The organism is Shewanella colwelliana (genome assembly GCF_001735525.1).
In the GTDB taxonomy this organism is placed as follows: Bacteria; Pseudomonadota; Gammaproteobacteria; order Enterobacterales; family Shewanellaceae; genus Shewanella; species Shewanella colwelliana.
On record NZ_MCBT01000048.1, the window covers coordinates 170,169 to 196,650 of the forward strand.

Below are 26,482 nucleotides of genomic sequence, written 5' to 3' on the forward strand. Positions count from 1 at the left end.
CTAGATTAAGAAAAGGCCACATCAACTTGTTGCGAAGTTATGTTAGTGAACGCCGCAAAAGGGCGCACATTCTACTCTAACGCTATACTCGTTACAAAATAATCGACCTTTACTGCGGAAAAACTATCGATTCAATGGCTTTGTACAGACAAACTAAGTTGCACTATTATCATTTGTGTAGCATAAATGTGATGTCTGATAAGTTTTTTGAAATAAAAACTTGGTAGGGCGGGTCATATTACCCGAGCCAGCAACATAGTGGTGTTGGCAACCAATTGCATACAAATCGATTATGGAAGGAAGAGATTATGAAATTAGTTAAAAATACTGCAGTGGCTGTTGCGTTAGGTACGGTTTTTGTTGGTGGTGCTTTTGCCGCTGAAGCACAGGCGAATCCATTCGGTTATAGCGAAATGCAAGCGGGTTACCAAATCGTTGACGGTGAAGGAAAGTGTGGCGAAGGTAAATGTGGCGAAAACATGAAGAAGGGCGAAAAAGCCAAAGAGGGTAAGTGCGGCGAAGGCAAATGTGGCGCTGAGAAGAAGGCCATGAAAGAAGGTAAGTGCGGCGAAGGCAAATGCGGTGCTGAGAAGAAAGCCATGAAAGAAGGTAAGTGCGGCGAAGGCAAATGCGGCGCTGAAAAGAAAGCCATGAAAGAAGGTAAGTGTGGCGAAGGTAAATGCGGTGGTGAAAAGAAAGCCATGAAAGAAGGTAAGTGTGGCGAAGGCAAATGTGGTGGTGATAAAAAAGCCAAAGAAGGCAAGTGTGGTGGTAATAAGTAATACCACTTCCGGTTAAACGTTGTTTAAATCTTTAGTTAGGCCAGTTAATTGCTGGCCTAATTGTTTTAGAGAGTTGAGGTTGTCACGTTATGGCTAATAATGCACAGGTGGGATTAGGGCTAAGGCGCGAGATGTTGGACGAGTTTTGCGAGCAGGTACCTAATGCTATTGATTTTTTCGAGGTAGCGCCTGAGAATTGGATGACCTTTGGTGGCAAATACGGACGACAGTTTCGACAGTTAACTGAGCGCAATACATTTTTTTGTCATGGGCTCTCTTTGTCGATTGGTAGCCCAGAACCGTTAGATGTGAGTTTTGTAAAGCAGATCAAAGGCTTTATGGACTTACATGGTATCGATGTTTATTCAGAACACCTAAGTTACTGCTCAGGAAAAGGGCATTTATATGATTTAATGCCAATCCCGTTTACCCAAGAAGCCGTTATCCATGTGGCGTCACGCGTTAAGCAAGTTGAAGCGATCCTTGAGCGACCACTGATTTTGGAAAATGTCTCATTTTACGCCGCACCAGGTAGTGAAATGAGTGAACTAGAGTTCGTTAACGCGGTTTTATCTGAAGCAGATTGTCGGCTACTGCTCGATGTAAACAACATCTACGTCAACTCGATTAATCACCAATACGATCCATTAGACTTTTTAAAGGCGATGCCGACAGAGCGTATCGCCTACCTGCATATTGCCGGCCACTATGAAGAAGCGGTCGATCTGATGGTTGATACCCATGGTGCAGATGTTATTGATCCCGTTTGGCAGTTGCTGCAAGCCTGCTATGCTCATCATGGTGTTTTTCCGACCCTATTGGAGCGAGATTTTAATATCCCGCCAACCCAAGTGCTATTGCAGGAAATTAATAAAATTCATGATTATCAAACAGCGGCGCAGCAGCCTATTAATCGGAGTGCATAAATGACGTTTGTTAATGTCCAGCAATCATTTATCGATTACATTCGAGACCCGAGTCAACCCCTGCCCAGCGGAACTGATGCACGTAGAATGCAGGTTTACCGAGAGCTGTTTTTTAATAATATTAATGGGTTTGTCTCTAATGCTTTTCCGGTGTTGTGTTCGCTGTATGAGGATAAACAATGGGAGGAGTTAGTTCAGCAGTTCTTTGTTACGCACGACTGTCAAACGCCGATCTTTATTGAAATTGCACAAGAGTTTTTGGTGTTCCTCCAGCAAGAGTACCCAGTAAGCGAACGTGATCCTGTGTTTATGTTAGAGCTTGCACATTATGAGTGGTTAGAGTTGGTTGTAGCGACAGAGCAAGAAAACCCGCTGCACCACCCCATTGACGACACCCAAGTGAGTAGTGCCAAATTGGCATTTCGTGCCAGTGCACGTGTGGCTCAGTATCACTTTGACGTACAGCGAATTAGCGCTGAATATCAACCCTTGACTCAAAGTGAGCAGCCCAGTTTTTTCTGTATCTATCGGGATGCAGAAGAAGAGGTCTGTTTTTTACAGCTTAACCCACTTGCGGCGCAAGTATTGGCCTATATTGAGCAACATGACTATCTTGAGTTTGATCAGATTATCAAGTGGTTGTGTGGCTTGTACACGCAGATGGATAAGGAGACTCTCGTCAGCGGATGCACGCAGATGCTTGGGGATATGATTAGCCGTAATATCATCTTGGGTCATCGCTGAAAAATAGTTCGAGTTAGGGCTTTCTATCATTGCTTCATCTCTCTATAATGGCGCCAAAAATTGATCTAGATCAATAAAATTAACACCTAGAGTGAGGAAGTCATGAGTCAGCCGTTTAAAGACCCGTTTAATCTTGTTTATTTTGTTGGATTTATTCTCGTACTGTTACTACCAACGCTTCCAGCGACTCTATCTTGGTTGAAGCATCTACAACTGCTATAGCCTCCAAGCGTTACTCAGGTATACTAACCACTCATTTTTGAGTGGTTTTTTTATGTGAGGAATCAATGGCGCTAAAGCGTGGTATGTATCTTGTGGTTGGGCTGTGCAGTCTGCTGCTAGGCTTAATTGGTATTGCTGTTCCCTTACTACCAACGGTTCCTTTTGTTTTACTGGCGGCGTTTTGTTTTGCGCGATCTAACCAGAGGCTCCACAATTGGTTAATGACTCATCCATGGTTTGCCGATGCGCTGCAAGATTGGGACAGAGAAAGAGCGATTCGTAAGGGATTAAAGAAGAAAGCGTACATTGCCACGAGTGTTAGCTTTCTCGTCAGTATTGCTATTGTACCGCTGATATGGGTTAAGGTGATGTTGGCCTGTATGTTAACAGGTCTGCTGCTTTATTTACGTCGCATTCCCGAGCTTGATGATTAGTGGTTTTGTCCGCGCACCGCATTTTTGTTCAACTCTGGGTTGTTTAACTCTCGCTAAAATTGTGACTCAGCGCTTTAAACAAGGTTAAGGTTTGTGACACTCAGTGTTGCAACACACTTCAAAGGGGCTTAAGCTTTAGCCGAAAATTCTAGTCAAAGCTGGCCAAATGGTTAGTTTATCCCTTAAGTGGGTTTAATTGAAAAAGATGGTAGCAATGAATACAGATAAGTTAGCCTTGATAAAGCAAAGTATTAAGACAATTCCAGATTACCCAAAGCCAGGCATCATGTTTAGAGATGTCACTAGTTTGATGGAAGATCACAATGCGTATCAAGCGACAATAGAATTACTTCTTGAGAAGTACCAAGGCCAAGGATTTACCAAGGTTGTTGGCACCGAAGCGCGTGGTTTTCTTTTTGGTGCGCCCCTAGCCTTAGAGCTTGGTGTTGGTTTTGTGCCTGTGCGTAAGCCGGGTAAATTGCCACGTGAAACGATTTCAGAAAGCTATGAGCTTGAGTATGGTCACGACATGCTTGAAATCCACACCGATGCGATTAACGCCGATGATAAAGTACTGGTCATTGATGATCTGTTGGCAACTGGTGGCACCATCGAAGCCACGGTTAAGTTGATCCGTCGACTTGGCGGCCAAGTTAACCACGCGGCATTTGTGATCTCGTTGCCTGAGCTCGGTGGCGAGCAGCGCTTAAACGATATGGATCTAGAGTTAGTGACTCTGTGTGAGTTTGAAGGCGAATAATCAAGCTGTTTTAGCGTGTTGAAATGCTGTGAGATTGACTGGCTTTAGGTGCCTGTCACTCGCAGCATTTTTGTTTTTAAGCAATACAGGGCGTACGTTCGTCACTGGCTGAGTCTCCCCCTTTATCCTTATCTGCTTAAACAAACTCCAACTGTTCTGTAATTCCAACTTATATCGTTATCGACAAGCGCTGCTTGCTAGCGAGTTATCTCGTGGCATGTTATTGTTTGCGGATTATCGGCGTCTATTTCCGCTATTGTTTTGATGACACAAATGGGGAGTTCCATGTCATACCAGGTGTTGGCCAGAAAATGGCGCCCTGCCAAGTTTGAGCAAGTGGTCGGACAGTCTCATGTTCTCCATGCACTGACCAATGCACTGACGCAGAATCGTTTACATCATGCTTATCTTTTTTCGGGTACCCGAGGCGTGGGTAAAACCAGTTTGGCACGATTATTTGCAAAAGGTCTTAACTGTGAACAGGGTATTACTTCCTCTCCATGTGGGCAATGCAGCAGCTGTGTTGAGATTGCGCAGGGGCGATTCGTTGACCTGATAGAAGTCGATGCGGCATCGCGTACGAAAGTTGATGATACCCGTGAATTGTTGGATAACGTGCAGTACCGGCCTTCCAGAGGACGTTTCAAGGTCTATTTGATCGACGAAGTGCATATGTTGTCGCGTAGCAGTTTTAATGCGCTGCTCAAAACCTTAGAAGAACCACCTGAGCATGTTAAATTTCTCTTAGCGACAACCGATCCCCAGCGCTTGCCTGTCACTGTGCTGTCACGTTGTCTGCAATTTAATCTCAAAAGCTTAACCTTAGATGAGATACAAGCGCAGTTAGCCAATATATTGTCCCGAGAGTCGGTTAGCTATGATGAAGGTGCGCTTAAACTTTTGGCTAAAGCGGCCAACGGCAGTATGCGCGATGCCTTGAGTTTAACCGATCAAGCGATTGCGTTTGGGGCAGGCAGCATTAGCTTAACGCAAGTGCAAACCATGCTCGGGACCATAGATGAACATTATGTCATCGTATTGCTCAATGCTTTAGCTCAAGGTGATGTGGCTCATCTGCTGCAGGTAACTGAAGAGGTACTTTCATTTGGTGCCGATCCAGAGGAAGTGCTGCGAAGTATATTAGAGTTATTACATCAGATAACTTTGACACAATTTGCGCCAGCTGCGGCGCAACTGTCGAAATATGCTGAGCAGATTAAAGCGTTTGCAGAACAGTTAAATCCTGAGCAAGTTCAGCTTTATTACCAACTCTTGTTGAGCGGTCGCAAGGATCTACCTCATGCCCCAGATCCAAAGTCGGGGCTTGAGATGGCGCTGTTAAGAGCGGTGGCATTTGTGCCAGAAGCCCCAGTAAAACGTTGGGAAGCAGAGCCTAGTAACAATGGACTTGAGTTGCCAGCGGTCAACCTTGCCAATGAACCCGCGCCATTGAATCATCGTCCTGAAACTGTCACAGATGTTAGCGTAAATATCACGGCTAAGAGTTCGTCTGAGATGACTGATTTGATTGACGATAAGCCAGCAGCCATTGATAACAGTGAAGATGATGCTGATGTGGCGGCGTTAGAGGCTGAGCAGGCACTGATCTTAAGCCAAGCCCAGAGCCAAACCCAAGATTCAGGTCATAATCAAGGTGCCAGTGCAGAGGCTAATGCGCCAACATCCAATGTGCAGCCTACACCAGCGCAACCACAATCGCATGAATCTAGTGCGGTGCCAGAATCGGTGGTTTCACCCATAAACTCCGCCAGCAGCGCTGCCGTTGAGCCCGTGGTGTCAGAAACCGCGGTTCAAACCGATGCGACAACGCCTTTTGGGCAAAATGTGGCAGATAATACGCCGCATTTTGATGAAATGAATCATTTTGTTGATGACTCTGACAGCGAGCATTATCAGGATCCTAGTGATTATGATGCCTATATTGCCAGTCAATCCGGCACCCAAGTTGCCAATCTGTCTCCTAGGAAGCCTGCTGATAGTGTTGAACCGAGTGTCGAGGTCACAGATCCGCTTGATGATGACCTGCTGGATGCTGTACTAGCGGCCAGAGAGTCTTTGCTATCAGATCTGGTTGAGCAATCATCTAAGGAGAGTGACACAAAAAAGTTTGAGCCGAAACGCCAAACATATGTGCCACCGTCTCGCAGTGACAGTGACAGTGACAGTGATCAAGCGTCATGCAGCACCAAGCATGAACATGGGGTGCAACGTAGCGATGAACAAAAAGCACCGATCACAGAGTTTGCACAGTCCAGTGAGACTAATCAACACCAGTCATCTGAGATTGCTCATGAGCTAGCAGCCTCCAATGATGAAGATAGGCCGCCTTGGGTCGCGGCGCCAGAATCTAATGTGAGCACTACTACTTCACAGCTAGCAAAAGGTGAGACCGCGGACCTTAGAGTAAACAGTGATGAGCCTGCTACGCGTCAATCAGCTACGAGTGGCCAAACTAATAGCCTTGTCAGCAGTGCTGAACCTGAACAGCACCGTGATGTTGTTGTGCAGCCAGCGGCTGCTGATTTTCCTGACCCAAATACGGTGTTGCCACCCCTAGGTGAGGGGAAAGTGACTGGTCACAGTATCGACTTGCAATGGTATCGTTTAATGTCAGCGCTAGATATTGGTGGTCGTGTCAGGCAGCTGGCTGTTAACTCTGTATGTCAGCAGTTTTGTGATCCATTGCCCTTGGTACTTAAACCGAATCAGAAGCATCTTGAAGCCCCCGGGGCCATCGAGCAACTTGAAGCCGCGTTAAGTCAAGCGCTAGGCGACACTTGCCGCGTGGCGTTTGTGGTGGGCGTTGAGTCTGGACGTGAGACACCACTGGAGATCCGTCAACGTTTTCATCAAGAATTGTTGGCCGAAGCGCATCATGGATTACTCAGCGATGATAACATTCAGTGGTTGCAGGCGATGATGAATGCCGAAATGGAAAATGATAGTCTAAGTTATGCGCCAGAACTACTTGGGCAACGTGGTAACGGTATTGCACTTGTCGATAAATCGAACTTTATCGAAAGCGTTGAGTCATAACTGTTCATAAGTTTACAGTTTGGTGATCAGCTTTGATTGCTTATTGGCGCTAATTGAGTAAGATTAGCCAGTTTTTTAATATTGAAGAGAAATCGATATGTTTGGAAAAGGCGGTATGGGTAACCTGATGAAACAGGCCCAAATGATGCAAGATAAAATGGCCAAAGTGCAAGAAGAGATCGCACGTATGGAAGTCACTGGCGAAGCTGGTGCTGGTCTTGTAAAAGTGACCATGACAGGCTCTCATAGTGTTCGTAAGGTAGATATCGATCCTAGCCTGCTTGAAGATGACAAAGAGATGCTTGAAGATCTTATTGCTGCAGCGTGTAACGATGCCGCACGTCGAGTTGAAGAAAATCAAAAAGAGAAAATGGCTGAAGTGACTGGTGGCATGCAATTACCACCAGGCATGAAGATGCCGTTTTAATCTGGACCGATTATGAAATTTAGTCCGCTGGTTGATGATTTGATCCAGTCTTTACGCTGTTTACCGGGCGTTGGTCCTAAATCAGCGCAGCGCATGGCGTTTCAGTTGTTAGAGCGCGAGCGGAAAGCGGGCCAAAAACTCGCCAGTGCGTTAGCCAGTGCAATGAGCGATGTCGGCCATTGCACTGCTTGTCGCACCTTTACTGAAGAGACACACTGTCCAATCTGTGCCAGTAGTCGTCGTGGTCACTCTGATCTTATCTGTGTGGTGGAAACGCCTGCAGATGTATTAGCTATTGAAGCGGGTGGCCATTTTAGTGGGCGTTATTTTGTATTACTCGGTCATCTTTCGCCACTCGATGGCGTGGGACCAGATGAACTTGGTTTAAGTTTGTTAGCCCAGCACTTAGCTGGCGGCGAGGTGAGTGAGCTTATTTTGGCGACCAACCCAACGGTAGAGGGTGACGCTACAGCGCATTATATCGCTGACATGGCTAAGAAACATAATATTAAGGTCAGTCGAATTGCCCATGGTGTCCCCGTTGGCGGTGAACTTGAGTATGTCGATAGCACTACATTAGCACTCTCATTTAACGGACGATTGCCGATATAAACGGCATTGGCGTTAATCGAAATAGGAATCCAGTACGAAAGTACTGGATTTTTTTTGAGCAAATGAAATTGATAAATGAATTTTGCCTTGAAAAGCCAAATTCGACCCCCATCTCTTTAGCCATAGAGCGTTTTTGTAAATACAGGAAGGAATAATCGATGTCACAACAAGAAACTCATGGCTTTCAAACCGAAGTCAAACAACTACTGAATTTGATGATCCACTCTTTGTATTCAAACAAAGAGATTTTCTTACGTGAATTGGTCTCCAATGCAGCAGATGCTGCAGACAAGTTAAGATATGAAGCCTTGACCAACGATGCCTTGTATGAAGGTGATGGCGAATTGCGTGTGCGCATTAGTGCTGATAAAGAGAAAGGCACTGTCACGATTGAAGACAATGGTATCGGCATGACACGCGACAGTGTTATTGAGCATTTGGGTACTATTGCTAAGTCAGGTACCGCAGATTTCTTTAAAAACCTATCTGGCGATGAGTCAAAAGACTCGCAACTAATTGGCCAATTTGGTGTGGGGTTCTATTCGGCATTCATTGTGGCCGATAAAGTGACTGTTCGCACTCGTGCCGCTGGCCACGCACATGATGAAGCGGTTCAGTGGGAGTCTGCGGGTGAAGGTGACTTCACCGTTGAAACTATTACCAAAGAAACCCGCGGTACAGAGATCACTTTGCACCTTCGTGAAGAAGAGAAAGAGTTTGCCGACGATTACCGTCTACGCTCAATCATTACCAAATACTCAGATCATATTTCAGTCCCGGTAGAGATGTGGCAAGAAGGCACGCCTGCGCAAGAGGCCACCGAAGAGGGAGCTGAAGCGATTCCGGCAACGGAAGGCGAGTGGAAGGGGATGAACAAAGCGACTGCGCTATGGACTCGCAGCAAGAGTGATGTGAGTGACGAGGAGTATCAAGAGTTTTATAAGCATATCTCTCATGACTTTGTTGACCCACTATTGTGGAGCCATAACCGTGTTGAAGGTAAGCAAGAGTACACGAGCTTACTTTACATCCCTGCGAAAGCGCCTTGGGATCTTTGGAATCGCGATCGTAAACACGGTCTAAAACTGTTTGTGCAACGTGTGTTTGTGATGGATGATGCAGAGCAGTTTATGCCAAGTTACTTGCGTTTTGTGCAGGGATTGATTGATTCAAATGATCTGCCTTTGAACGTTTCTCGCGAAATCCTACAAGACAACAAGGTCACTACCGCACTGCGGACCGCCGTCACTAAGCGTGTACTGGGTATGCTGGAGAAGTTAGCTAAGAATGATGCTGAAAAGTATCAAACCTTCTGGACTGAGTTTGGTCAGGTATTAAAAGAAGGTCCAGCCGAAGATTTTGCCAACAAAGAAAAAATTGCTGGTTTGCTGCGCTTTGCATCGACTCATACTAATGAAGCGGCACACACTGTCTCTTTAGCTGACTACATCAGTCGCATGAAAGAGGGACAGAACAAGATTTACTATATTGTAGCTGACAGCCATGAAGCTGCTGCCAACAGCCCACATCTTGAGTTGTTACGTAAGAAAGATATCGAAGTGTTGTTGATGTCAGAGCGTATCGATGAGTGGCTGATTAATCACCTAACCGAGTTTGATGGTAAGCAACTTCACTCTGTGACCCGTGGTGACTTAGAACTGGGTGATCTTGAGGATGCGGGTGAGAAAGAGGCACAAGAGAAGCTAGAGACTGAATCAGAAGGACTCGTGACCCGCGTTAAAGATGCGCTGGGTGATAGAGTGTCTGCGGTTAAGGTAACGACTCGTCTAACCGATACTCCGGCCTGTGTGGTTGCAGGAGAAGGGGAGATGTCATCGCAGATGATTAAGTTAATGCAAGCGGCAGGACAAGCGGTTCCTGAGAGCAAGCCTGTATTTGAACTTAATCCTGAGCATCCATTAGTTGCACGCTTAGATGGAGAGCAAGATGAAGAGCTGTTTAGTCAGTGGGCCGACTTGTTACTTCAACAGGCCCAACTGTCAGAAAAGGGCAGCCTTGCAGATCCATCAGCATTTATTAAGTTGATGAATAAGATGTTACTCGCAGGCGCTAAGTAATATTTAGCCATTAAAAAAGAGGCAGTTTTGACTGCCTCTTTCATTATTTGGGTTAACCCATGTAAAGGGGAACTATGGAAGGCATATTGGATTTAACCAAAGAGAACATACAACAAGTTGTCGATGCCTCGATGCAGCAAGTTGTTGTACTAACCTTCTGGAGTCAACAAAGTCCAGAAAGTATAGCGTTAGCGGATACACTTCAGAATCTTGCCATTTCCCAAGGCGGTCGCTTTGTCCTCGCCAAGGTAAATTGCGACCAAGAGATGGAGATCGCTAACTACTTTCAGATCCAGAACTTGCCGACCACCTTAGTGCTGAAAGAGGGCAAACCAGTTGATGGTTTTGCCGGGGTTCAAGAGCCTGTGCAAATTCAAGCCATGTTAGATCAACATCTGCCTAAGGCTTGGCAAATACAGCTAAATCAAGCTAAGGCTCTGCTAGTAGATGGCGACGTAACTCAAGCGCTTGGCTTATTGCAACAAGCCTATAGTGAATGTCAGCAAGCAGAAGTTGCACTGGTTTATGCTGATGCCTTGCTTAGTGCTGATGATATTAATCAGGCACAGGTACTGCTTGATAATATTGGGCTTGCCGATCAAGACAGTTATTATCAAAGTTTAAAAGCCAAGCTATCTTTGGCGTTAGATGCCGCTGATACACCTGAGATCCGCAATCTGATCGATGCAGTTGAAGCACAGCCGGATGATTTACCCTTAGTGCTCTCCTTGGCCAAAGCGCTCCACAGTGCCAAGCGTGATGAAGAGGCATTAACACGACTGTTTGCTATTTTGCAGCGAGATATTAGCGCGCAGAGCGGTGATGTGAAGCAGCTGTTTATGGAAATTCTAACCGCATTAGGCCAAGCAAACCCGCTTGCTAACCAATATCGTCGTAAGTTATACAGCTTACTTTATTAACTGACGCGTGATTTACCCAGTCATTTGGGTAATTGCTCGGTTAAATAGTATTTATTGAGCGAATTGTGCTGTATCAGCCTAAAGTCGAACTAAAACACGGCTTTCAGCTCTTCAAAAGGGCGGCTAATTGTGCGAAGATCGCCGCCCAAATGATAAAAACTAATAATCAAAACTATGCGAAATAAGAGGACTCTCAGATGCGCATTATGCTATTAGGTGCCCCAGGTGCCGGAAAAGGTACTCAGGCCCAGTTCATCATGGAAAAATATGGTGTGCCACAGATCTCTACTGGCGACATGCTACGTGCTGCAGTGAAAGCGGGAACGCCACTTGGCTTAGAAGCGAAGAAAGTGATGGATGCAGGACAATTAGTTTCTGATGAGCTGATTATTGGACTAGTAAAAGAGCGTGTTGCTCAAGAAGATTGCGCTAACGGATTCCTACTTGACGGTTTCCCACGTACGATTCCGCAAGCCGATGCAATGGCGGCGAGTGGTATTGCTATCGATCACGTGATTGAAATCGATGTGCCAGATGAAGAGATCGTTAAGCGTATGAGTGGCCGTCGTGTTCACCCTGGATCTGGCCGTGTTTACCACATTGTATTTAATCCATCTAAAGTGGAAGGCAAAGACGATGTTACTGGTGAAGATTTAGCGATTCGCCCAGATGATGAAGAGAGCACTGTGCGTAAGCGCTTAGGCATCTACCATGAGCAGACTAAGCCGCTTGTTGAGTATTACGGTAAGGTTGCTGCGCAAGGTGCAATGACCTACAACAAGTTTGATGGTACCCAAAGTGTTGCAGCGGTTAGCGAAGCGATTGTTAACGCTATCGGTTAATTTGCAATATCTTATGAGCTGCTTCTCATATTTTAAAAAGCCCACTTAGGTGGGCTTTTTTTATGCCTATTGCGGTGCTAGCCTACTGTCATTATTGATGATTTACCAATGAGTAGAGAGTGATCTTGACTGCCAATACTGCTGCCGTTTCACCTAAAGTGGGTGTGTTATTAGTTAACCTAGGTACGCCGGATAGTCCGACGCCTAAAGATGTGAAACGCTTTTTAAAGCAGTTTCTTAGTGATCCCCGAGTCGTCGACCTTAACCCTTTGATTTGGAAACCCATCTTAAATGGCATTATCCTCAATACTCGGCCTAAAGCTGTGGCTGAGCTCTATCAGTCGATCTGGTGGCAACAGGGATCGCCTTTGATGGTTGTCAGTGAGCGTCAGAAACTGGCTCTGTCGGGTGCATTGCAAGCGCAGCTAGGTAGAACGGTTCCGGTTGCGCTGGGCATGAGTTATGGCAATCCATCATTAGCCAATGGCATTGATGCATTAACCACTCAAGGGGTTGATAAAGTGATTGTACTGCCGCTTTATCCTCAATATTCCTGCTCCACGGTAGCACCAGTATTTGATGCGGTTGCAGCGTGTTATAAAAGCAGGCGCAACTATCCAGAGACTCGGTTTAGTAAAGAGTATTATCAACATCCACTTTATATCGAGGCTTTAGCGCAGTCGGTTCGCGCCCATTGGCAGCAACATGGCCAATCTCAATGCTTGCTGATGTCTTTTCATGGTGTGCCGGTTAGGTATGTGACAGAAGGCGACCCTTATCAACAGCAATGCGAAACGACGGCAAAACTGCTAGCACAAGCATTAGGGCTTGAAGCCTCTCAGTGGCGTCTTTGCTTTCAATCCAAATTTGGCAAAGAGGAGTGGTTGACTCCTGCGACAGACAGTTTGTTAGAATCTTTGCCCAAACAAGGTATTAAGTCCGTCGATATTATGTGTCCAGCCTTTGCGGCTGATTGTTTGGAAACATTAGAAGAGATCTCTATTGCTGGAAAAGAGAGCTTTATTGACGCCGGTGGCACCAGCTATCGCTTTATTGGCTGCCTGAATGATGAGCCCGCCCATATCGCACTGCTGAAATCGCTAGTCATTGAACAGGCTGGGCATTGGTTGGCGAGTTAATCATCCACTTACAGGCATAAATCACTGCCTGCTGCTATTTTATATGGTAGGATCTGCCGCCGTTTATTGATGGTGAGGCTGCTGACGTCGCTTTTTGTAGCGCGCAGCTCAATGATGTGTAGGTTACGGGGGTCTAACTTGCACATTATTTTCATTTGATTTTGCATGGATGCGACAAGAGTGAGTTCGGTATGAAGTTTCCTGGTCAACGTAAGTCAAAACACTATTTCCCAGTTAAAAATCGTGATCCATTATTGGCACAGCTAACACAGCAACCACAGCATGTGTCTACTCACATTAGTGGCATAGATCAAACCTTAGTTGATATTGAAGCGAAAGTGGCTGATGAGTTATTAAGCCGTTACGAATTGCCAAAAGGTAACTCTACTCTTATCGACAATGACAAAGCCCATCAGCTATACACAGAGTTGAAGCAGTCAAATATGATCAGTGATGAGTTTGCGGGTGGCACCATAGGTAACACGGTTCACAACTACTCTATTTTGGCTGATGATCGTTCGGTATTGTTTGGGGTGATGAGTAATAATATCGAAGTGGGCAGTTACGCCTACCGTTATTTGTGTAATACCTCCTCTAAGGTGGACCTTAACTACCTGCAGCCTGTCGATGGTCCAATTGGCCGTTGCTTTACGTTGATCTCCGAGTGCGGTGAGCGTACCTTTGCGATAAGCAAAGGTTTTATGGATAAGTTGACGCCTGAATTTATCGATAAGCAGATAGTGCAAGACTCTTCAGCCTTAGTGTTAACGGCCTATCTAATGCGCGCAAGCGACGGCGATCAAATTACCGATGCGGCGTTAAAAGCGATTGAATATGCTAAAGAAGCCGATGTCCCTGTGGTATTAACGCTTGGCACACGCTTTTTGATTGAGGAAGATCCACAGTGGTGGATTGATTTTATTAGAGACAATGTCACCATTTTGGCGATGAATGAGGATGAAGGTGAAGCATTAACGGGCTTTAAAGATCCACTGAGCGCAAGCAATGCCGCGTTAGAGTGGTGCGATATGGTACTGTCAACTGCTGGACCGTTAGGGCTTTATACTGCCGGTTATACTGAGGATACTGAAAAGCGGGAAACCAGTCATACCTTGCTGCCTGGTGCGATTCCAGAGTTTAATCGCTATGAGTTTTCTCGCCCTAAATTAAAGCGTGATTGCGAAACACCGATTAAAGTGTTTGCGCATATTTCGCCTTATATGGGGGGACCTGAGATCATTCGTAACACTAATGGTGCCGGTGATGGTGCTCTAGCCGCGTTACTGCATGACTTAGCGTCGAATACTTATCATAGAGCAAATGTACCTGGGTCAAGTAAGCATAAACGTGATGGCTTGTGTTATTCCTCATTCTCCCAAATTTGTAAATACGCGAATCGTGTAGCCTATGAGGTATTGGCGCAGCATAGTCCAAGACTTTCTCGCGGCTTACCTGAGCGTGAAGATAGTTTGGAAGAGTCCTACTGGGAACGTTAGTCTTTTGTTATTTTCAGTCACCAAAAAGGCGTCCATTTGGACGCCTTTTTAATGTCATCGATTTAGTCTTTTATGTCAGCATTGACTTGTTCTACAAAGCTACCGGCAGTTTTACCAGCTTGAGAGTCATTAAAGGTCACTTCATCAAACGCCCCCTCAGACTTAGCAATGACGACAGTCGCTACAGAATCGCCTGTAACGTTCACAGCCGTGCGCACCATATCAAGTAGTCTGTCAACTCCCATAATCAACGCGATACCTTCTACAGGCAGTCCTACTTGGTTTAACACCATGGCTAACATGATAAGTCCGACGCCAGGTACCCCAGCGGTACCGATTGAGGCCAATGTTGCCGTTACGACGACCATTGCGTAGTCAGTGATAGTCAGATCAATACCAAATACTTGTGCGATAAATACCGTCGCGACACCTTGCATAATCGCAGTGCCATCCATATTGATCGTAGCACCGAGGGGTAGGGTGAAGGAGGCGACTTTGTTGTCGACGCCCAGACGGTGTTCGGCAGTTTCAATCGTGACAGGTAACGTGGCATTAGAACTGGCGGTGCTAAATGCAAAGAGCTGCACATCGCGCATTTTGCGTATAAAGGTAAATGGGCTCAGTCCTGAGAACACTTTTAACAGTGTGGGGTAGACGATAAATGCATGTATAAGTAATACACCTAAGACAACAAAGAAGTATTTCAATACACTTTCGAACGTTTCCAAGCCGAGGGTTAATGCCAGTTTACCCATTAGGGCAAAAATACCATAGGGGGCGAGTTGCATTATTAAGGTCACAACGCGCATGATCACTTCATTTAAATCGGTAAAGAGTGCAGCGACACGCTTACCGCGCTCGCCAATATGTGACACCGCGAAGCCAAATATCACCGCAAAGATGATTATTTGTAGCATATTGCCTTCAGTCATTGCCTGAATCGGGTTGCGAGGGACAAGATTAATTAACACATTGGACAGGCTGGGCGCTTCCTTTACGGCGTATTGCATATTCTCTGCAGCAAGTGAGGCATTACCCGGGTGGATAAGCAGGGCTATCAAGATCGCCATACTTAATGCAATTGCTGTAGTAAACAGATAAAAGGCAATGGTTTTTCCACCGAGTCGGCCCAAAGTGGATGGGTCGCTCAGTGAACAGGTACCGCAAACCAGTGAGATGAAAACCAGTGGGACAACGAGCATCTGTAAACTTGAGATGAAAATGGTACCAACGACATTAAGTAAGCCATTAGTAATGTACTCTTCGATGAACTGACTATCTGGAAATAGACTCCGAATAAGGAGTCCAAATAAAATACCCCCGCCCATGCCGATAAGTATTTTACCCGTCAATCCGAGCTTTTTATTTTGAGTGCGAGCCATAGTGCTTCCTGTATTATTTTTATGCTTTTCAATTTGCGTTTAAAGCCTAGCAAGAAACGAAAGGCGATGAAACGGCTAAATAGTTAAAGTTTTTGGGGGTTTTAATCAAATAAACGCGATTAGTGATGGAAAAGTTATAGGAAAATTGTGTAATGTTCATCTATAAGTAATAAGCAGACGCTTAAAATTATAATCTGAGTAACAGGGAGTCTGACAATGAAGTCAGCGTATAAAGTTTTCACCTCATATTTATTCTTGCTTTTTATCGTAGCGTGTAGCGGAGGAGGCAATGTCACCGATGATGGCAGTGGCGGAGGGACGACACCACCAGAACCCACTATTTCAATTGCGTTGTCTATTTCAAATACTCAAATTTCAGCTGCTGAGCCAGCAACGATTAGGGCCACTGTAAAGGATTCGACTGGGGCCAATATTAGTACACTGGTTTCTTTCTCTCTAAATGACGAAAGCTATGGTACGTTTGCCCCAGGCACTGGTGAGGTAGCAACCGTTGATGGTGTAGCAACGATTCAGCTTAATACTGCGTCGATTAACACCGGCGCGACCATAACCGCGACCACCTCTTCAGGAGAGAGTGCATCGGTTAACGTAACTATGGTCGGTGATGGTGGTGAAGCAGGTGGCGGCGCACAAGTCTCTCTTGTACTCACTGATGTCGATGGTAATCCAACGCAATCAATTAGTACGCTTTCACCTGGCAAGTTAACCGCGACCGTGACTGGTATTGCTAAAGCAACGATTGTCACCTTTGACAGCCCTATTGGTGATCTTCCCATTAAAACGGCAGTGACAGATGCCAATGGCAAAGCAACCGTTGATATCTACGCGGGTAGTTCTTTAGGTGCAGGTGAAGTGACAGCGACCTTATCGACCAACGAAGTAGGTAAGACTATTGTCGTGGTTGGCGCAACGAATGTTCTGATGGGAAGCGGTTCACCATTCGTTAAAGGTGTGGCATCAATTAGTACTGATAATTTATCTGCGGGCGGCACAGCGACAATCTCTGTACAGATTCAGGATGACAAGGGCAATCCATTTACACAACCTGTTGATGTTAACTTCTCATCTACCTGTGCAACGAAAAATCCAGCACAAGCGGAAATTAGCTCGCCAGTATCATCAAGTAATGGTGTGGCAACATCAACCTATCGTGCACAAGGGTGTGTAGGGGAAGATCAAATTAACGTCACGGCAAATGCTGGCGGTATTAGTCTTTCTGCAACGGGGACAATCAACGTACTTCAAGCCGACGTCGGCAGCATCGTTTTTGAGTCAGCAACGCCAGAGAATATCAGCATTCTTGGTACTGGTGGGGTCGAGTCTTCAGTTGTTAAATTCAAAGTGTTAGATAAGAACAGTAACCCTGTTGCTAACCAGAATGTGTTGTTCTCGCTTAATACGTTAGTCGGCGGGGTCGGTCTATCACCTGCTCAAGCCACCACAGATAACGCAGGGGTTGTACAAACAGTTGTGACAACGGGTACCGTATCAACGTCACTACGTGTGACTGCTACGGTTGATGATGGCTCTGTGCCTGCGATATCAAGCCAGTCTAGTCAATTAATTGTGTCAACAGGTATTCCAGATCAGGACAGTTTTTCGCTGTCTGCTGCAGTATTAAATGCTGAAGGTTGGGATGTTGATGGCACCGAAGTTGTCGTGACTGCCCGTATGGCCGATGCGTTTAATAACCCAGTGCCAGATGGGACAACCGTCTCCTTTACCACTGAAGGTGGCTCTATTGAAGATGCATGTCAGACCGTAAAAGGTGCATGTTCTGTAAAATGGACCAGTCAATTACCAAGACCTGAAGGTAACACCATACTATCTGGTGCTGGCGCTTTGGTTAACAATCCAACAGCGGCGTTGATCTACTACCCTACACTGGATGTTTACGGTAACTTTTATGGTCAAAAATATGGTGGTCGCGCCACGATCACGGCGACAGCAATAGGTGAGGAATCTTTCCCTGATTTAAACGGTAACGGCCGATTTGATGCCAGTGAGATGAGCGAATTCACTAATGGCACCGATGTGACGGGTCAATCATTTGATTTGACCGATGCTTATAACGATTACAACGAGGATGGTTTATTTAACCCTCAACAAGCAGGTGGTCAGGTTGGGGGCTCGTTAGAGGAGCTTATTGATTTTAATGCCAATGGTGTGTTTGAAGCTAAAGATGGCAAATACAATGGCGTACTCTGTTCTGATCCAGTCCATGCGGGTTGTGCAGATGGTATAAGCGATTCTAAATCACTCTATGTGCGTCGTAGCCTTGTGATGGTAATGTCTGGTAGTACGGCCTACGGAACTGCGCCTGCTGATATTTACATTGATGATAAAGATGGACCTCATTTTGGGGGCAGCATTAAAATCATAGGTAAAGGAGCTGCAACCGTTGGGTTTACAATTTCAGATCTGCATAACCAACAGATGCCGGCGGGTTCAATCGTAAGGTTTAAGGCTAGTGCAGGCTCTGTAGTCAGTGCCGCTGAGTATGTGTGGCCAAGCTCAAACTACAATGGTGGTCGCGAGTTCAGTGTTACCTTAAAAGGTGAAGATGAACCGAATAGTGGTGTATTCATTGTTGAAGTCGAGACGCCTAATGGTGCATTGACTCAAGTGGTGTCGGTGGGTATATCTATTCTGTAATTATCGGCTGTAGATAGTGAAAAAAGGCGCCGTTGGCGCCTTTTTTTTTGAACATATTCCGTTAGTTTATATCCTTAATTAACCCATTGTCATATCGCTTTTTGAGCTTGATTTATATTTAATGTCCAGCATTCTAATGTGATGAATGTCTGCGTTTTGGCTGTTTTGAACTTGAATAAGGCTATTGGTTGTTCAAGCATTAGGACTGATGATGACAGCTAATAAAAAACCACCTTATAAAAAGGTGGTTCTCTTTAATTGTTCTTAGCAGCACATTTACTTTTGGAACTGATACACACTGCCGAGTTTCATAATTTGCGTCAGTTCATCAAGTGCTGTTCGAGACTCTATAATGAGCTGCGGATCGGCGAGGTCATCAACGGCTAATTCATCACGGTAATGTTTATCAACCCATAGATTTAAACGTTTAAACAGCGCATCATTCATCAAGGTATGTTGATTAACCGCCGCCACTTCCATTTCATTCATTGCTACACGTAAACGCAGGCATGCAGGGCCGCCACCATTTTGCATACTTTGTTTAACATCGAAGTAGTGTACATGTTTGATTGGTGTACCGAGCGTTACTACCTCATTGAGATAAGCAAATACCGCTGGGTTCTCTTGGCAATTTGTCGGTGCGATAATCGCCATTTCACCGTTTGGCAGGGTAATGATTTGCGTATTAAACAAGTAGCTTTTAACGGCGTCTTGAATTCCGACTTTAGCGGTAGGGACTTCAATAAAGTGAAGCTCTTGTCCATTAAATTTACGCTGGATTTCGGCAAGTTTCTTTTGGGTATCCATAAAGGCTTGCTCATGATAAAAGAGCACATTCTGATTACCTACGGCAATCACATCATTATGAAATACACCTTGATCGATCACGTCGGGATTTTGTTGAATGAACACACTGCTATCATCATCAAGTTGATGTAAGCGTGCAATCGCTTGCGAAGCCTCTAAAGTTTGACGTGCAGGATACTTTTGCGGTTTTGGCGCAGCCGGGTTGGTAGCTTCTTGCCCGTAAACAAAAAGTTCTAGGCCTGCATGGCCATACTCGCTGCATAAACGAGTGTGGTTAGCCGCACCTTCATCGCCGAAACTTGGATGTTCTGGTAGATGTTGATGATGACTAAAGTGGCGCGCGTTGTTGAACGTTGCTGCGAGAATATTACCTGTCGTTGTGGGTTCGATACTGCGATGCAGTTTGTCGACCAAGTTTGCTGGTGTGAAATGGATTTTTCCATCATGGGTATCGGCACTAGGTGACACCGTTGCCGCATTGGCTGTCCACATGCTCGATGCGCTGCAACAGGCTCTAAGGACCGCAGGGGCCTGTTTAGCGGCTTTATTTAAAACTTCGGCGTCAGTACCTGAAAAACCAATTCGACGCAGTGTATGGAGGTCTGGGCGCTCCTGAGGTGCAAGCATACCTTGTACCATTCCCATATCTGCGAGCGCTTTGGCCTTTTTAAGGCCTTGTTTAGCGGCAGCTTTAGGGCTTGATATTGCCGCGGCATTGCTTAAAGAAGCCACATTACCGTATGACAGTCCCGCATAATTGTGGGTTGGTCCGACGAGTCCATCAAAATTCGCTTCGTAATGCTTCATTGCTTATCCTTCAGAGTCATTTTTGTTTTTGTGCCGTGTTCGACAAATTCAATACTTGTGCTGAATAATGGCTTATTTGTGCCTCAGTATACTTGAGAGTTTACGCTTAACAAGCTAGGGGAAAATGGCTGTTAATGTGATATTTGACTAGAAATGCATAACTAGTACTTGCTAGATGGGTAATAATGAAATATTAGTTTTTAATTACGCAATATTATTTTTCACATTTTTTTCAAAAACGGTTAAAAAATGGCTCTCCGTGACAAATAAAAGAGGGATTAGCTTGAAACTATTGATACAACCCTCTATATATGGAGCCAATTTACAGAATTTTGAGACTTTTTGGCGCAGATCATTCTATGGGTAAATCGCTAGTTATTGTCGAATCACCGGCCAAAGCCAAGACTATTAATAAATATCTCGGCAAAGATTACATCGTAAAATCGAGTGTAGGGCACATCCGTGACCTACCGACCTCTTCGAGCAGTGAGACAAGTACGGCGACTAAAACGCCTGCTGAAGTACGTAAGATGTCTCCTGATGAAAAGGCTATATACAAAGCGGCAAAAGCCAAACAAGCGCTAGTCGCTCGTATGGGTGTCGATCCTGAACGAGGCTGGAAAGCAAAGTACCAGACGTTACCAGGTAAAGAAAAAGTCGTTAAGGAACTTCAAACCCTTGCCGCTAACGCTGACCATATCTTTCTCGCAACCGATTTGGATAGAGAGGGGGAGGCGATTGCATGGCATTTGCAAGAGGTTATCGGTGGTGATCCAGAACGCTACCAACGTGTGGTGTTTAATGAGATCACTAAAACCGCGATTCAAGATGCTTTTAGTCATCCAGCTAGCCTAAATACGAATATGGTGAACGCCCAACAAGCTCGTCGTTTTCTCGACCGAGTCGTGGGTTTTATGGTGTCACCCTTGCTATGGAAAAAAGTCGCTCGTGGTTTATCTGCGGGTCGAGTGCAATCTGTTGCAACACGCTTAGTGGTTGAACGCGAAAGTGAAATTAAGGCATTTGTTCCTGAGGAGTTTTGGGATATTCATGCTGACTTAAATACCTTGTCTAACGATAAGCTAAAAATGCAGGTGAGCAAATTTAAGGGCGATGCCTTTAATCCAGTGAATGAAGCTCAAGCCATGGCGGCGGTCGCTGCATTATCTGCGGCAAGCTTCGTTGTGAGCGCCCGTGAAGACAAAGGCACATCGAGTAAGCCCTCAGCACCCTATATCACTTCTACACTGCAACAAGCTGCGAGTACTCGTTTAGGCTTCGGTGTTAAGAAGACGATGATGATGGCTCAGCGCCTTTATGAAGCGGGTCACATCACCTATATGCGTACTGACTCAACCAACTTGAGTCAAGAAGCATTAGACAATGTACGTGAAATGATTGGCAAAGAATTTGGCGATAAATATCTGCCAGAGTCGCCAATCCGTTATGGCAGCAAAGAGGGGGCTCAGGAGGCTCACGAAGCGATTCGTCCTTCTAATGTCAAAGTGACTGCTGCGAGCCTGAGTGACATGGAGCGCGATGCTCAACGTCTTTATGAGCTGATTTGGCGCCAGTTTGTTGCGTGTCAGATGACGCCAGCAAAATATGATGCGACGCGCCTAACTGTGTCTGCGGGTGACTATGAGCTTAAGGCGACTGGTCGCACACTCAAATTTGACGGTTGGACGCGTGTACAAACGTCAATTAAAAAGAAAAATGAAGAAGACAATACTCTACCTTACGTCGCTAAAGGCGATAAGCTTGCGCTTGATGAGTTGCTACCTAAGCAGCACTTCACTAAACCGCCTGCGCGTTTTAGCGAAGCATCACTTGTTAAAGAGTTAGAAAAGCGTGGGATCGGTAGGCCATCGACCTATGCAACGATCATCTCAACTATTCAAGATCGTGGCTACGTAAAAGTTGAAAACCGTCGCTTTTATGCTGAAAAAATGGGTGAGATCGTCAGTGAAAGTTTAGTCGGTAGTTTTGAAGAGCTAATGAGCTATGACTTTACTGCGGGCATGGAGCAGACACTTGACAATGTTGCTCAGGGTCAACTTGAATGGAAAAAAGTACTGGATAACTTCTACAAAGGCTTAACTGAACAGCTTGAGAAGGCGGAATTACCACCAGAAGAGGGCGGAATGCGTCCTAACGAGATGGTGCTTACCGATATTCAGTGCCCAACGTGCGGTCGCCCTATGGGGATTCGTACCGGTACCACAGGTGTCTTCCTAGGTTGTTCGGGCTATGCACTCCCACCTAAAGAGCGTTGTAAGACCACGCTTAATTTAACGCCGGGTGAGGAAGCCATTAGCGAAAATAACGAAGATGCAGAAACTGATGCATTACGTGCTAAGCATCGCTGTGATGTATGTGGCACAGCGATGGATAGCTACCTGATTGATGAAAAACGCAAACTACATGTTTGTGGTAATAATCCTATTTGTGGTGGTTATGAGGTTGAACAGGGTCAATTTAAGATTAAAGGTTATGAAGGCCCAATCTTAGAATGTGATCGCTGTGGCAATGATATGGAACTGAAGAACGGCCGTTTTGGTAAGTATTTCGGCTGTACCAACAGTGAGTGTAAAAATACACGTAAATTGTTGAAGAGTGGTGAGGCTGCACCACCAAAAGAAGATCCTATTCATCTCCCCGATCTAAAATGCACCAAGTCTGATGGCTATTTCGTCTTGCGAGATGGTGCCGCAGGGATATTTATGGCCGCTAGCACTTTCCCTAAATCGCGTGAAACACGTGCACCGTTAGTGGAAGAGTTGGTTAAATACCGTGAGCTACTTTGGCCTAAATACCTTTATCTAGCAGACGCTCCTGTTTGTGATGATGACGGTAACAAAGCCTTTGTGAGATTTAGTCGCAAAACCAAAGAGCAGTACGTATCGACAGAAGTTGATGGTAAAGCGACAGGATGGACGGCAAAGTATATAGGCGGTAAATGGGTAAGCGAAGCTAAGTCCAAGGCAAAACCAAAAGCTAAACCCAAGGCTAAAAAAGCCTAGATTGTTAAAGCCCTAACTAAAGTTAGGGCTTTTTTATATCTGCAGCTTTCATTACTATTACCAATCAGTACCAGAGTGTGAATGACTCTGTGTGTTTTTTGCAACGAGTGCACCCGATGCAGAAGACTATGCTTCTCAGTCGTTGCAATCAACTGGGGCGTTGTGAATGCCCTTAATGCAGGAGTCATTAAGGGCCTTGTCTCAGACGCGCTGCACTCTTGCTGAGTTATAGCATCAATCGGACATTTCGCTCTTTTAATACGCGAGTGTTTTATCATTGGGTGGGCTAATCGTGTGATTAATTTTTTGCATTAAGTCGTTTTGGGCAAGCGTCATTCGCGGTAAGAAAAGCAGATTGTTGATGTTACTTTTCCAACTATTTAATACGCTTAGCTAAGAATAGGCTAATATTGATATCACGAGTGAAATTGATCATAAAGACAACCTAGTGGTTGTCTTTATGCTTGTGTCGATAGTGTAAGCAAGGATTCATTAAGCAATGGAGCGTATAGCAATGAGAAGAATGTTACTGGGTATTTCCCTTAGTGCGATAAGTTGTTTTTCTTTCGCGATGAACTGGCAGGTGGTTAATGAAGACTCGAAAGTGAGTTTTATCTCGATTAAAAAGGGTGATGTTGCGGAAGTCCACCGTTTTAATCAACTGGAAGGTCAGTTAAAGTCAGGTGCTTTTACCTTATCGATTCCACTAACGAGCGTGTGGACCAATGTTGAAATAAGAGATATCCGAATGAAGGAGATCCTTTTTGAAACCGCTCAATACCCAAACTTAACGCTCAAGGCTGAGTTAGATGATGCGGCCGTTGAGTCGTTAGCCGTTGGCAGTGTTATGCCTATGTCGCTGCAGACTGAAATAGCACTCCATGGTCAATCAAAGACAATGGCCGTGCATGTTAAGGTTGCCAAATTGGCAACAGATAAACTGTTTGTGGTGAGTGATGTGCCGCTATTGATCAATGCTGCTGATTTTGGCTTAACAGAAGGGGTTGAAAAACTCAGGGAAATAGCTGGCTTAACGACAATCAGCCAAGCTGTACCTGTCTCATTCGTGTTAACGCTTAAGCGATAATAAAAACGTGCGCTATCAACAAGACTCTGGCTTTGTTTTGTACCATAATATCAACAGTCACTGGATATTCAGCATGGCTTAGGCCATGCTCAGTATAATTTAAGATGCTAAGGTAAATAATGGTTACTGATAAAGACGGTTATATTCACTTAATACAGTATCTCACTGAGCACTTAGGCTTATTCGAAGCCCCAGAGCATACCTCTATTGGTGATGAAACCGTTATGGAACTTTTTGAAGAGCAACTTGCCGCCCAGATCATTATGGTTTGCGGGCAAAACCCCTCACTCAGTTTTGCGCAGCGAAATATGGTCATTCGAGAAGTCGATGCCATCGTCTACGATTTAGAAGAGATCCTCGCCAACGTTGCTAAGCAAAACGCAACACCAGAGCAAACTCTTTTTATTACCGAGTTTTCCGGATTGATAAAGAATTTGTTTGACCAAGAGATTGCGAAGATGCAAGCAAGTGAGTGATTTATCACCGTGCAACAGCTGTTTACAACTGAGTACTTGTTAAAGCGGTTAATTGTACCTAATGTAATAGAGTAAATCGCATTAGGGTCGTTGTTCAGATGTTATCTAAATCTCTCTATAAACAGCATTATATTGTTTACCTCATTTTGCTAATTTTTTGGGCAGTGTTTCAGCTGTTCACTGCTAATGCATTTGAAATGGGCTGGGGCTTTATTCCCTTAGTGATTTCGCTGCCATTTGTGCCGTTTATACTCGTCTGGCTCGGTGTTCAGTTTGTTCGCCACTATCGATATTTAAAAGATGGGATTAATCGTTTGGAACATATGATGCACTGTGCCTGCACCAGCTTTCTGTTTAGCCTGTTTGTTTTTCACTTTGTTCATTAGCATTCTGATTAAAAACGGAGTTCATCATGATACAGCTGTTAGATGGGTTTCACCACGATGTTGTCGCTATTAAGGCGTTAGGTGTGTTAACTAGTGAAGACTACGAGCAGCATTTGCTTCCAGCAATTGAGGCTAAGTTAATGGACCACGCAACAATTAAATTATGGTATGAATTTAGTGAAGGTTTTGAGGGCGTTTCTGTTGAAACGCTGTGGGATGACGCCAAATTAGGCTTTTTTCATTTGACTGATTTTTCAAGAGTTGCCATCATCACTGATAATGATTTGGTTGCGAATACGGCAAGCGTACTGGCTTATATGGTGCCATGTCCGGTTAAAGTTTTTAGTCGTATGGAAGTGGAAAACGCACAGGATTGGATACTTCATCATGACGCATAAACGTTAAGTGAATGGATAAAGCCGACTTTAGGTCGGCTTTTTAGTAGATAATTTGAGGTTGTAAATGCTAAGAATATTAATTTTGAGTGCACTAATGATTGCCGCACCAACATTTGCTGGTGAAAAAGCGATCATCGGCCAAACGGCGCAAATGAGTGTGAGTGAGGTTGGTTTAACTTATGAAGCGCGCATTGATACCGGCGCGGGCAATACTTCAATACATGCTTTTGATTTAGAAGTCGAAGGTGGTAGCGCTAAAAATATGAAGGACAATGTGGGAAAAACCATTTGGTTTACCACCGAAAATCGTACGGGCGAGTCAAAGCGCTTAAGTGCAACAATTGTTAAAACGTCGACGGTGAGCAATTCTCAAGGCACTGAAACGCGTTACATGGTGTCACTTAAGATTGGTAAGAAAGGGGACGAACGCAAGGTCAAAGTTAACCTACGAGACCGTAGCCACATGGATTACAAACTCTTAATTGGGCGGAATTGGCTTAAGGGCAAATATATTGTTGACGTGGCTGATAAACAATTGATTGGTCCTGTCGCCCCCATTAGTATTGTTGAAACTGGATTGCTATTTAACACACGTATTGATACTGGTGCGGTTGAGAACTCACTACATGCTGTAGATCTAAAGGTTGAGAATGGCGTTGATGACATGGAGAAAAATGTCGGAAAAATGCTATTTTTTACTACCGAAAATGAACAGGGCAAGCAGCATCGTGTTCATGCTCGTATTGTGGAAACATCGTTAATACGTAATGCTCAAGGTAGCGAGATACGTTACATGGTGGAGTTACAAGTGGGAGAGCTAGGTAAAGAGTATAAGGTTAAAGTGAATTTACGTGATAGAAGCAAGATGACGCACAAATTGCTCATTGGGCGTAATTGGCTTCAGGGTCATTATATGGTCGATGTATCGCTATAAAGTAATAACAAGAAAGAGGCGCAAGCCTCTTTTCTGTTCTTATAGCATATAAACGATTACCACTTTA

22 protein-coding genes are annotated in these 26,482 nt (G+C 44.9%); 20 read left to right on the top strand and 2 right to left on the bottom strand.

Translation table 11 applies throughout. From position 1 onward, the window contains the following. Positions 1-308 precede the first annotated feature (308 nt). From BEL05_RS18575 to BEL05_RS18635, 13 genes are all read left to right on the top strand, one after another. On the top strand, positions 309-782 hold the full coding sequence (locus tag BEL05_RS18575) for an HvfA family oxazolone/thioamide-modified RiPP metallophore (protein WP_028762090.1): 474 nt from the start codon (positions 309-311) through the stop codon (positions 780-782). A gap of 89 nt (positions 783-871) precedes the next feature. After that, the gene (locus BEL05_RS18580; RefSeq protein ID WP_028762089.1) at positions 872-1,708 is read left to right on the top strand and encodes an HvfB family MNIO-type RiPP peptide maturase; all 837 of its coding nucleotides are present in this window, start codon (positions 872-874) and stop codon (positions 1,706-1,708) included. Next, a complete protein-coding gene (locus tag BEL05_RS18585) occupies positions 1,709-2,452 on the top strand; it encodes an HvfC family RiPP maturation protein (protein ID WP_028762088.1) in 744 nt (247 codons plus the stop codon). A 287-nt stretch (positions 2,453-2,739) separates the two neighbouring features. Further along, positions 2,740-3,108 (top strand): YbaN family protein, encoded by a 369-nt coding sequence (locus BEL05_RS18590; protein ID WP_028762087.1) that lies wholly within the window; start codon positions 2,740-2,742, stop codon positions 3,106-3,108. Between the two features lie 205 nt (positions 3,109-3,313). Next, positions 3,314-3,868, top strand: coding sequence for an adenine phosphoribosyltransferase (apt, locus tag BEL05_RS18595; protein WP_037427701.1), 555 nt, complete (start codon positions 3,314-3,316; stop codon positions 3,866-3,868). A gap of 285 nt (positions 3,869-4,153) precedes the next feature. Beyond that, entirely contained in the window at positions 4,154-6,925 is a 2,772-nt protein-coding gene (dnaX, locus tag BEL05_RS18600; protein WP_069672061.1) for a DNA polymerase III subunit gamma/tau, read from the top strand. A 97-nt stretch (positions 6,926-7,022) separates the two neighbouring features. After that, complete coding sequence (locus BEL05_RS18605; protein WP_069672062.1) at positions 7,023-7,352, top strand: YbaB/EbfC family nucleoid-associated protein; 330 nt, start codon at positions 7,023-7,025, stop codon at positions 7,350-7,352. Between the two features lie 12 nt (positions 7,353-7,364). Further along, a complete protein-coding gene (recR, locus tag BEL05_RS18610; protein WP_028762083.1) occupies positions 7,365-7,964 on the top strand; it encodes a recombination mediator RecR in 600 nt (199 codons plus the stop codon). A gap of 158 nt (positions 7,965-8,122) precedes the next feature. Then, positions 8,123-10,042: a molecular chaperone HtpG gene (htpG, locus tag BEL05_RS18615; RefSeq protein ID WP_069672063.1), complete on the top strand. Its 1,920-nt coding sequence runs from the start codon at positions 8,123-8,125 to the stop codon at positions 10,040-10,042. 74 nt (positions 10,043-10,116) lie between these two features. After that, entirely contained in the window at positions 10,117-10,962 is an 846-nt protein-coding gene (locus BEL05_RS18620) for a tetratricopeptide repeat protein (RefSeq protein WP_069672064.1), read from the top strand. Positions 10,963-11,159: 197 nt separating this feature from the next. Then, entirely contained in the window at positions 11,160-11,804 is a 645-nt protein-coding gene (adk, locus tag BEL05_RS18625; RefSeq protein ID WP_028762080.1) for an adenylate kinase, read from the top strand. A gap of 119 nt (positions 11,805-11,923) precedes the next feature. Continuing rightward, on the top strand, positions 11,924-12,943 hold the full coding sequence (gene hemH / locus BEL05_RS18630) for a ferrochelatase (RefSeq protein WP_069672065.1): 1,020 nt from the start codon (positions 11,924-11,926) through the stop codon (positions 12,941-12,943). Between the two features lie 191 nt (positions 12,944-13,134). Continuing rightward, positions 13,135-14,439, top strand: coding sequence for an inosine/guanosine kinase (locus tag BEL05_RS18635; RefSeq protein ID WP_028762078.1), 1,305 nt, complete (start codon positions 13,135-13,137; stop codon positions 14,437-14,439). A 62-nt stretch (positions 14,440-14,501) separates the two neighbouring features. Here BEL05_RS18635 and BEL05_RS18640 read toward each other — a convergent pair whose 3' ends face one another. Next, entirely contained in the window at positions 14,502-15,821 is a 1,320-nt protein-coding gene (locus tag BEL05_RS18640) for a dicarboxylate/amino acid:cation symporter (RefSeq protein WP_069672066.1), read from the bottom strand. A gap of 216 nt (positions 15,822-16,037) precedes the next feature. Here BEL05_RS18640 and BEL05_RS18645 point away from each other — a divergent pair, with 216 nt between their 5' ends. Beyond that, on the top strand, positions 16,038-18,497 hold the full coding sequence (locus tag BEL05_RS18645; protein WP_069672067.1) for a hypothetical protein: 2,460 nt from the start codon (positions 16,038-16,040) through the stop codon (positions 18,495-18,497). Between the two features lie 276 nt (positions 18,498-18,773). Here BEL05_RS18645 and astB read toward each other — a convergent pair whose 3' ends face one another. Beyond that, positions 18,774-20,111 (bottom strand): N-succinylarginine dihydrolase, encoded by a 1,338-nt coding sequence (gene astB / locus BEL05_RS18650; RefSeq protein WP_069672068.1) that lies wholly within the window; start codon positions 20,109-20,111, stop codon positions 18,774-18,776. A 359-nt stretch (positions 20,112-20,470) separates the two neighbouring features. Between astB and topA the strand changes: the two genes are divergently transcribed. From topA to BEL05_RS18680, 6 genes are all read left to right on the top strand, one after another. Next, entirely contained in the window at positions 20,471-23,134 is a 2,664-nt protein-coding gene (gene topA, locus BEL05_RS18655) for a type I DNA topoisomerase (protein ID WP_028762074.1), read from the top strand. A 514-nt stretch (positions 23,135-23,648) separates the two neighbouring features. Further along, a complete protein-coding gene (locus BEL05_RS18660; RefSeq protein WP_028762073.1) occupies positions 23,649-24,221 on the top strand; it encodes a YceI family protein in 573 nt (190 codons plus the stop codon). Between the two features lie 119 nt (positions 24,222-24,340). Continuing rightward, on the top strand, positions 24,341-24,697 hold the full coding sequence (locus tag BEL05_RS18665) for a DUF3802 family protein (protein WP_028762072.1): 357 nt from the start codon (positions 24,341-24,343) through the stop codon (positions 24,695-24,697). 98 nt (positions 24,698-24,795) lie between these two features. Then, a complete protein-coding gene (locus tag BEL05_RS18670) occupies positions 24,796-25,083 on the top strand; it encodes a hypothetical protein (protein ID WP_028762071.1) in 288 nt (95 codons plus the stop codon). 26 nt (positions 25,084-25,109) lie between these two features. Then, the gene (locus BEL05_RS18675) at positions 25,110-25,481 is read left to right on the top strand and encodes a SpoIIAA family protein (RefSeq protein ID WP_028762070.1); all 372 of its coding nucleotides are present in this window, start codon (positions 25,110-25,112) and stop codon (positions 25,479-25,481) included. 64 nt (positions 25,482-25,545) lie between these two features. Continuing rightward, complete coding sequence (locus tag BEL05_RS18680; protein WP_028762069.1) at positions 25,546-26,415, top strand: putative ATP-dependent zinc protease; 870 nt, start codon at positions 25,546-25,548, stop codon at positions 26,413-26,415. Positions 26,416-26,482: the final 67 nt, after the last annotated feature.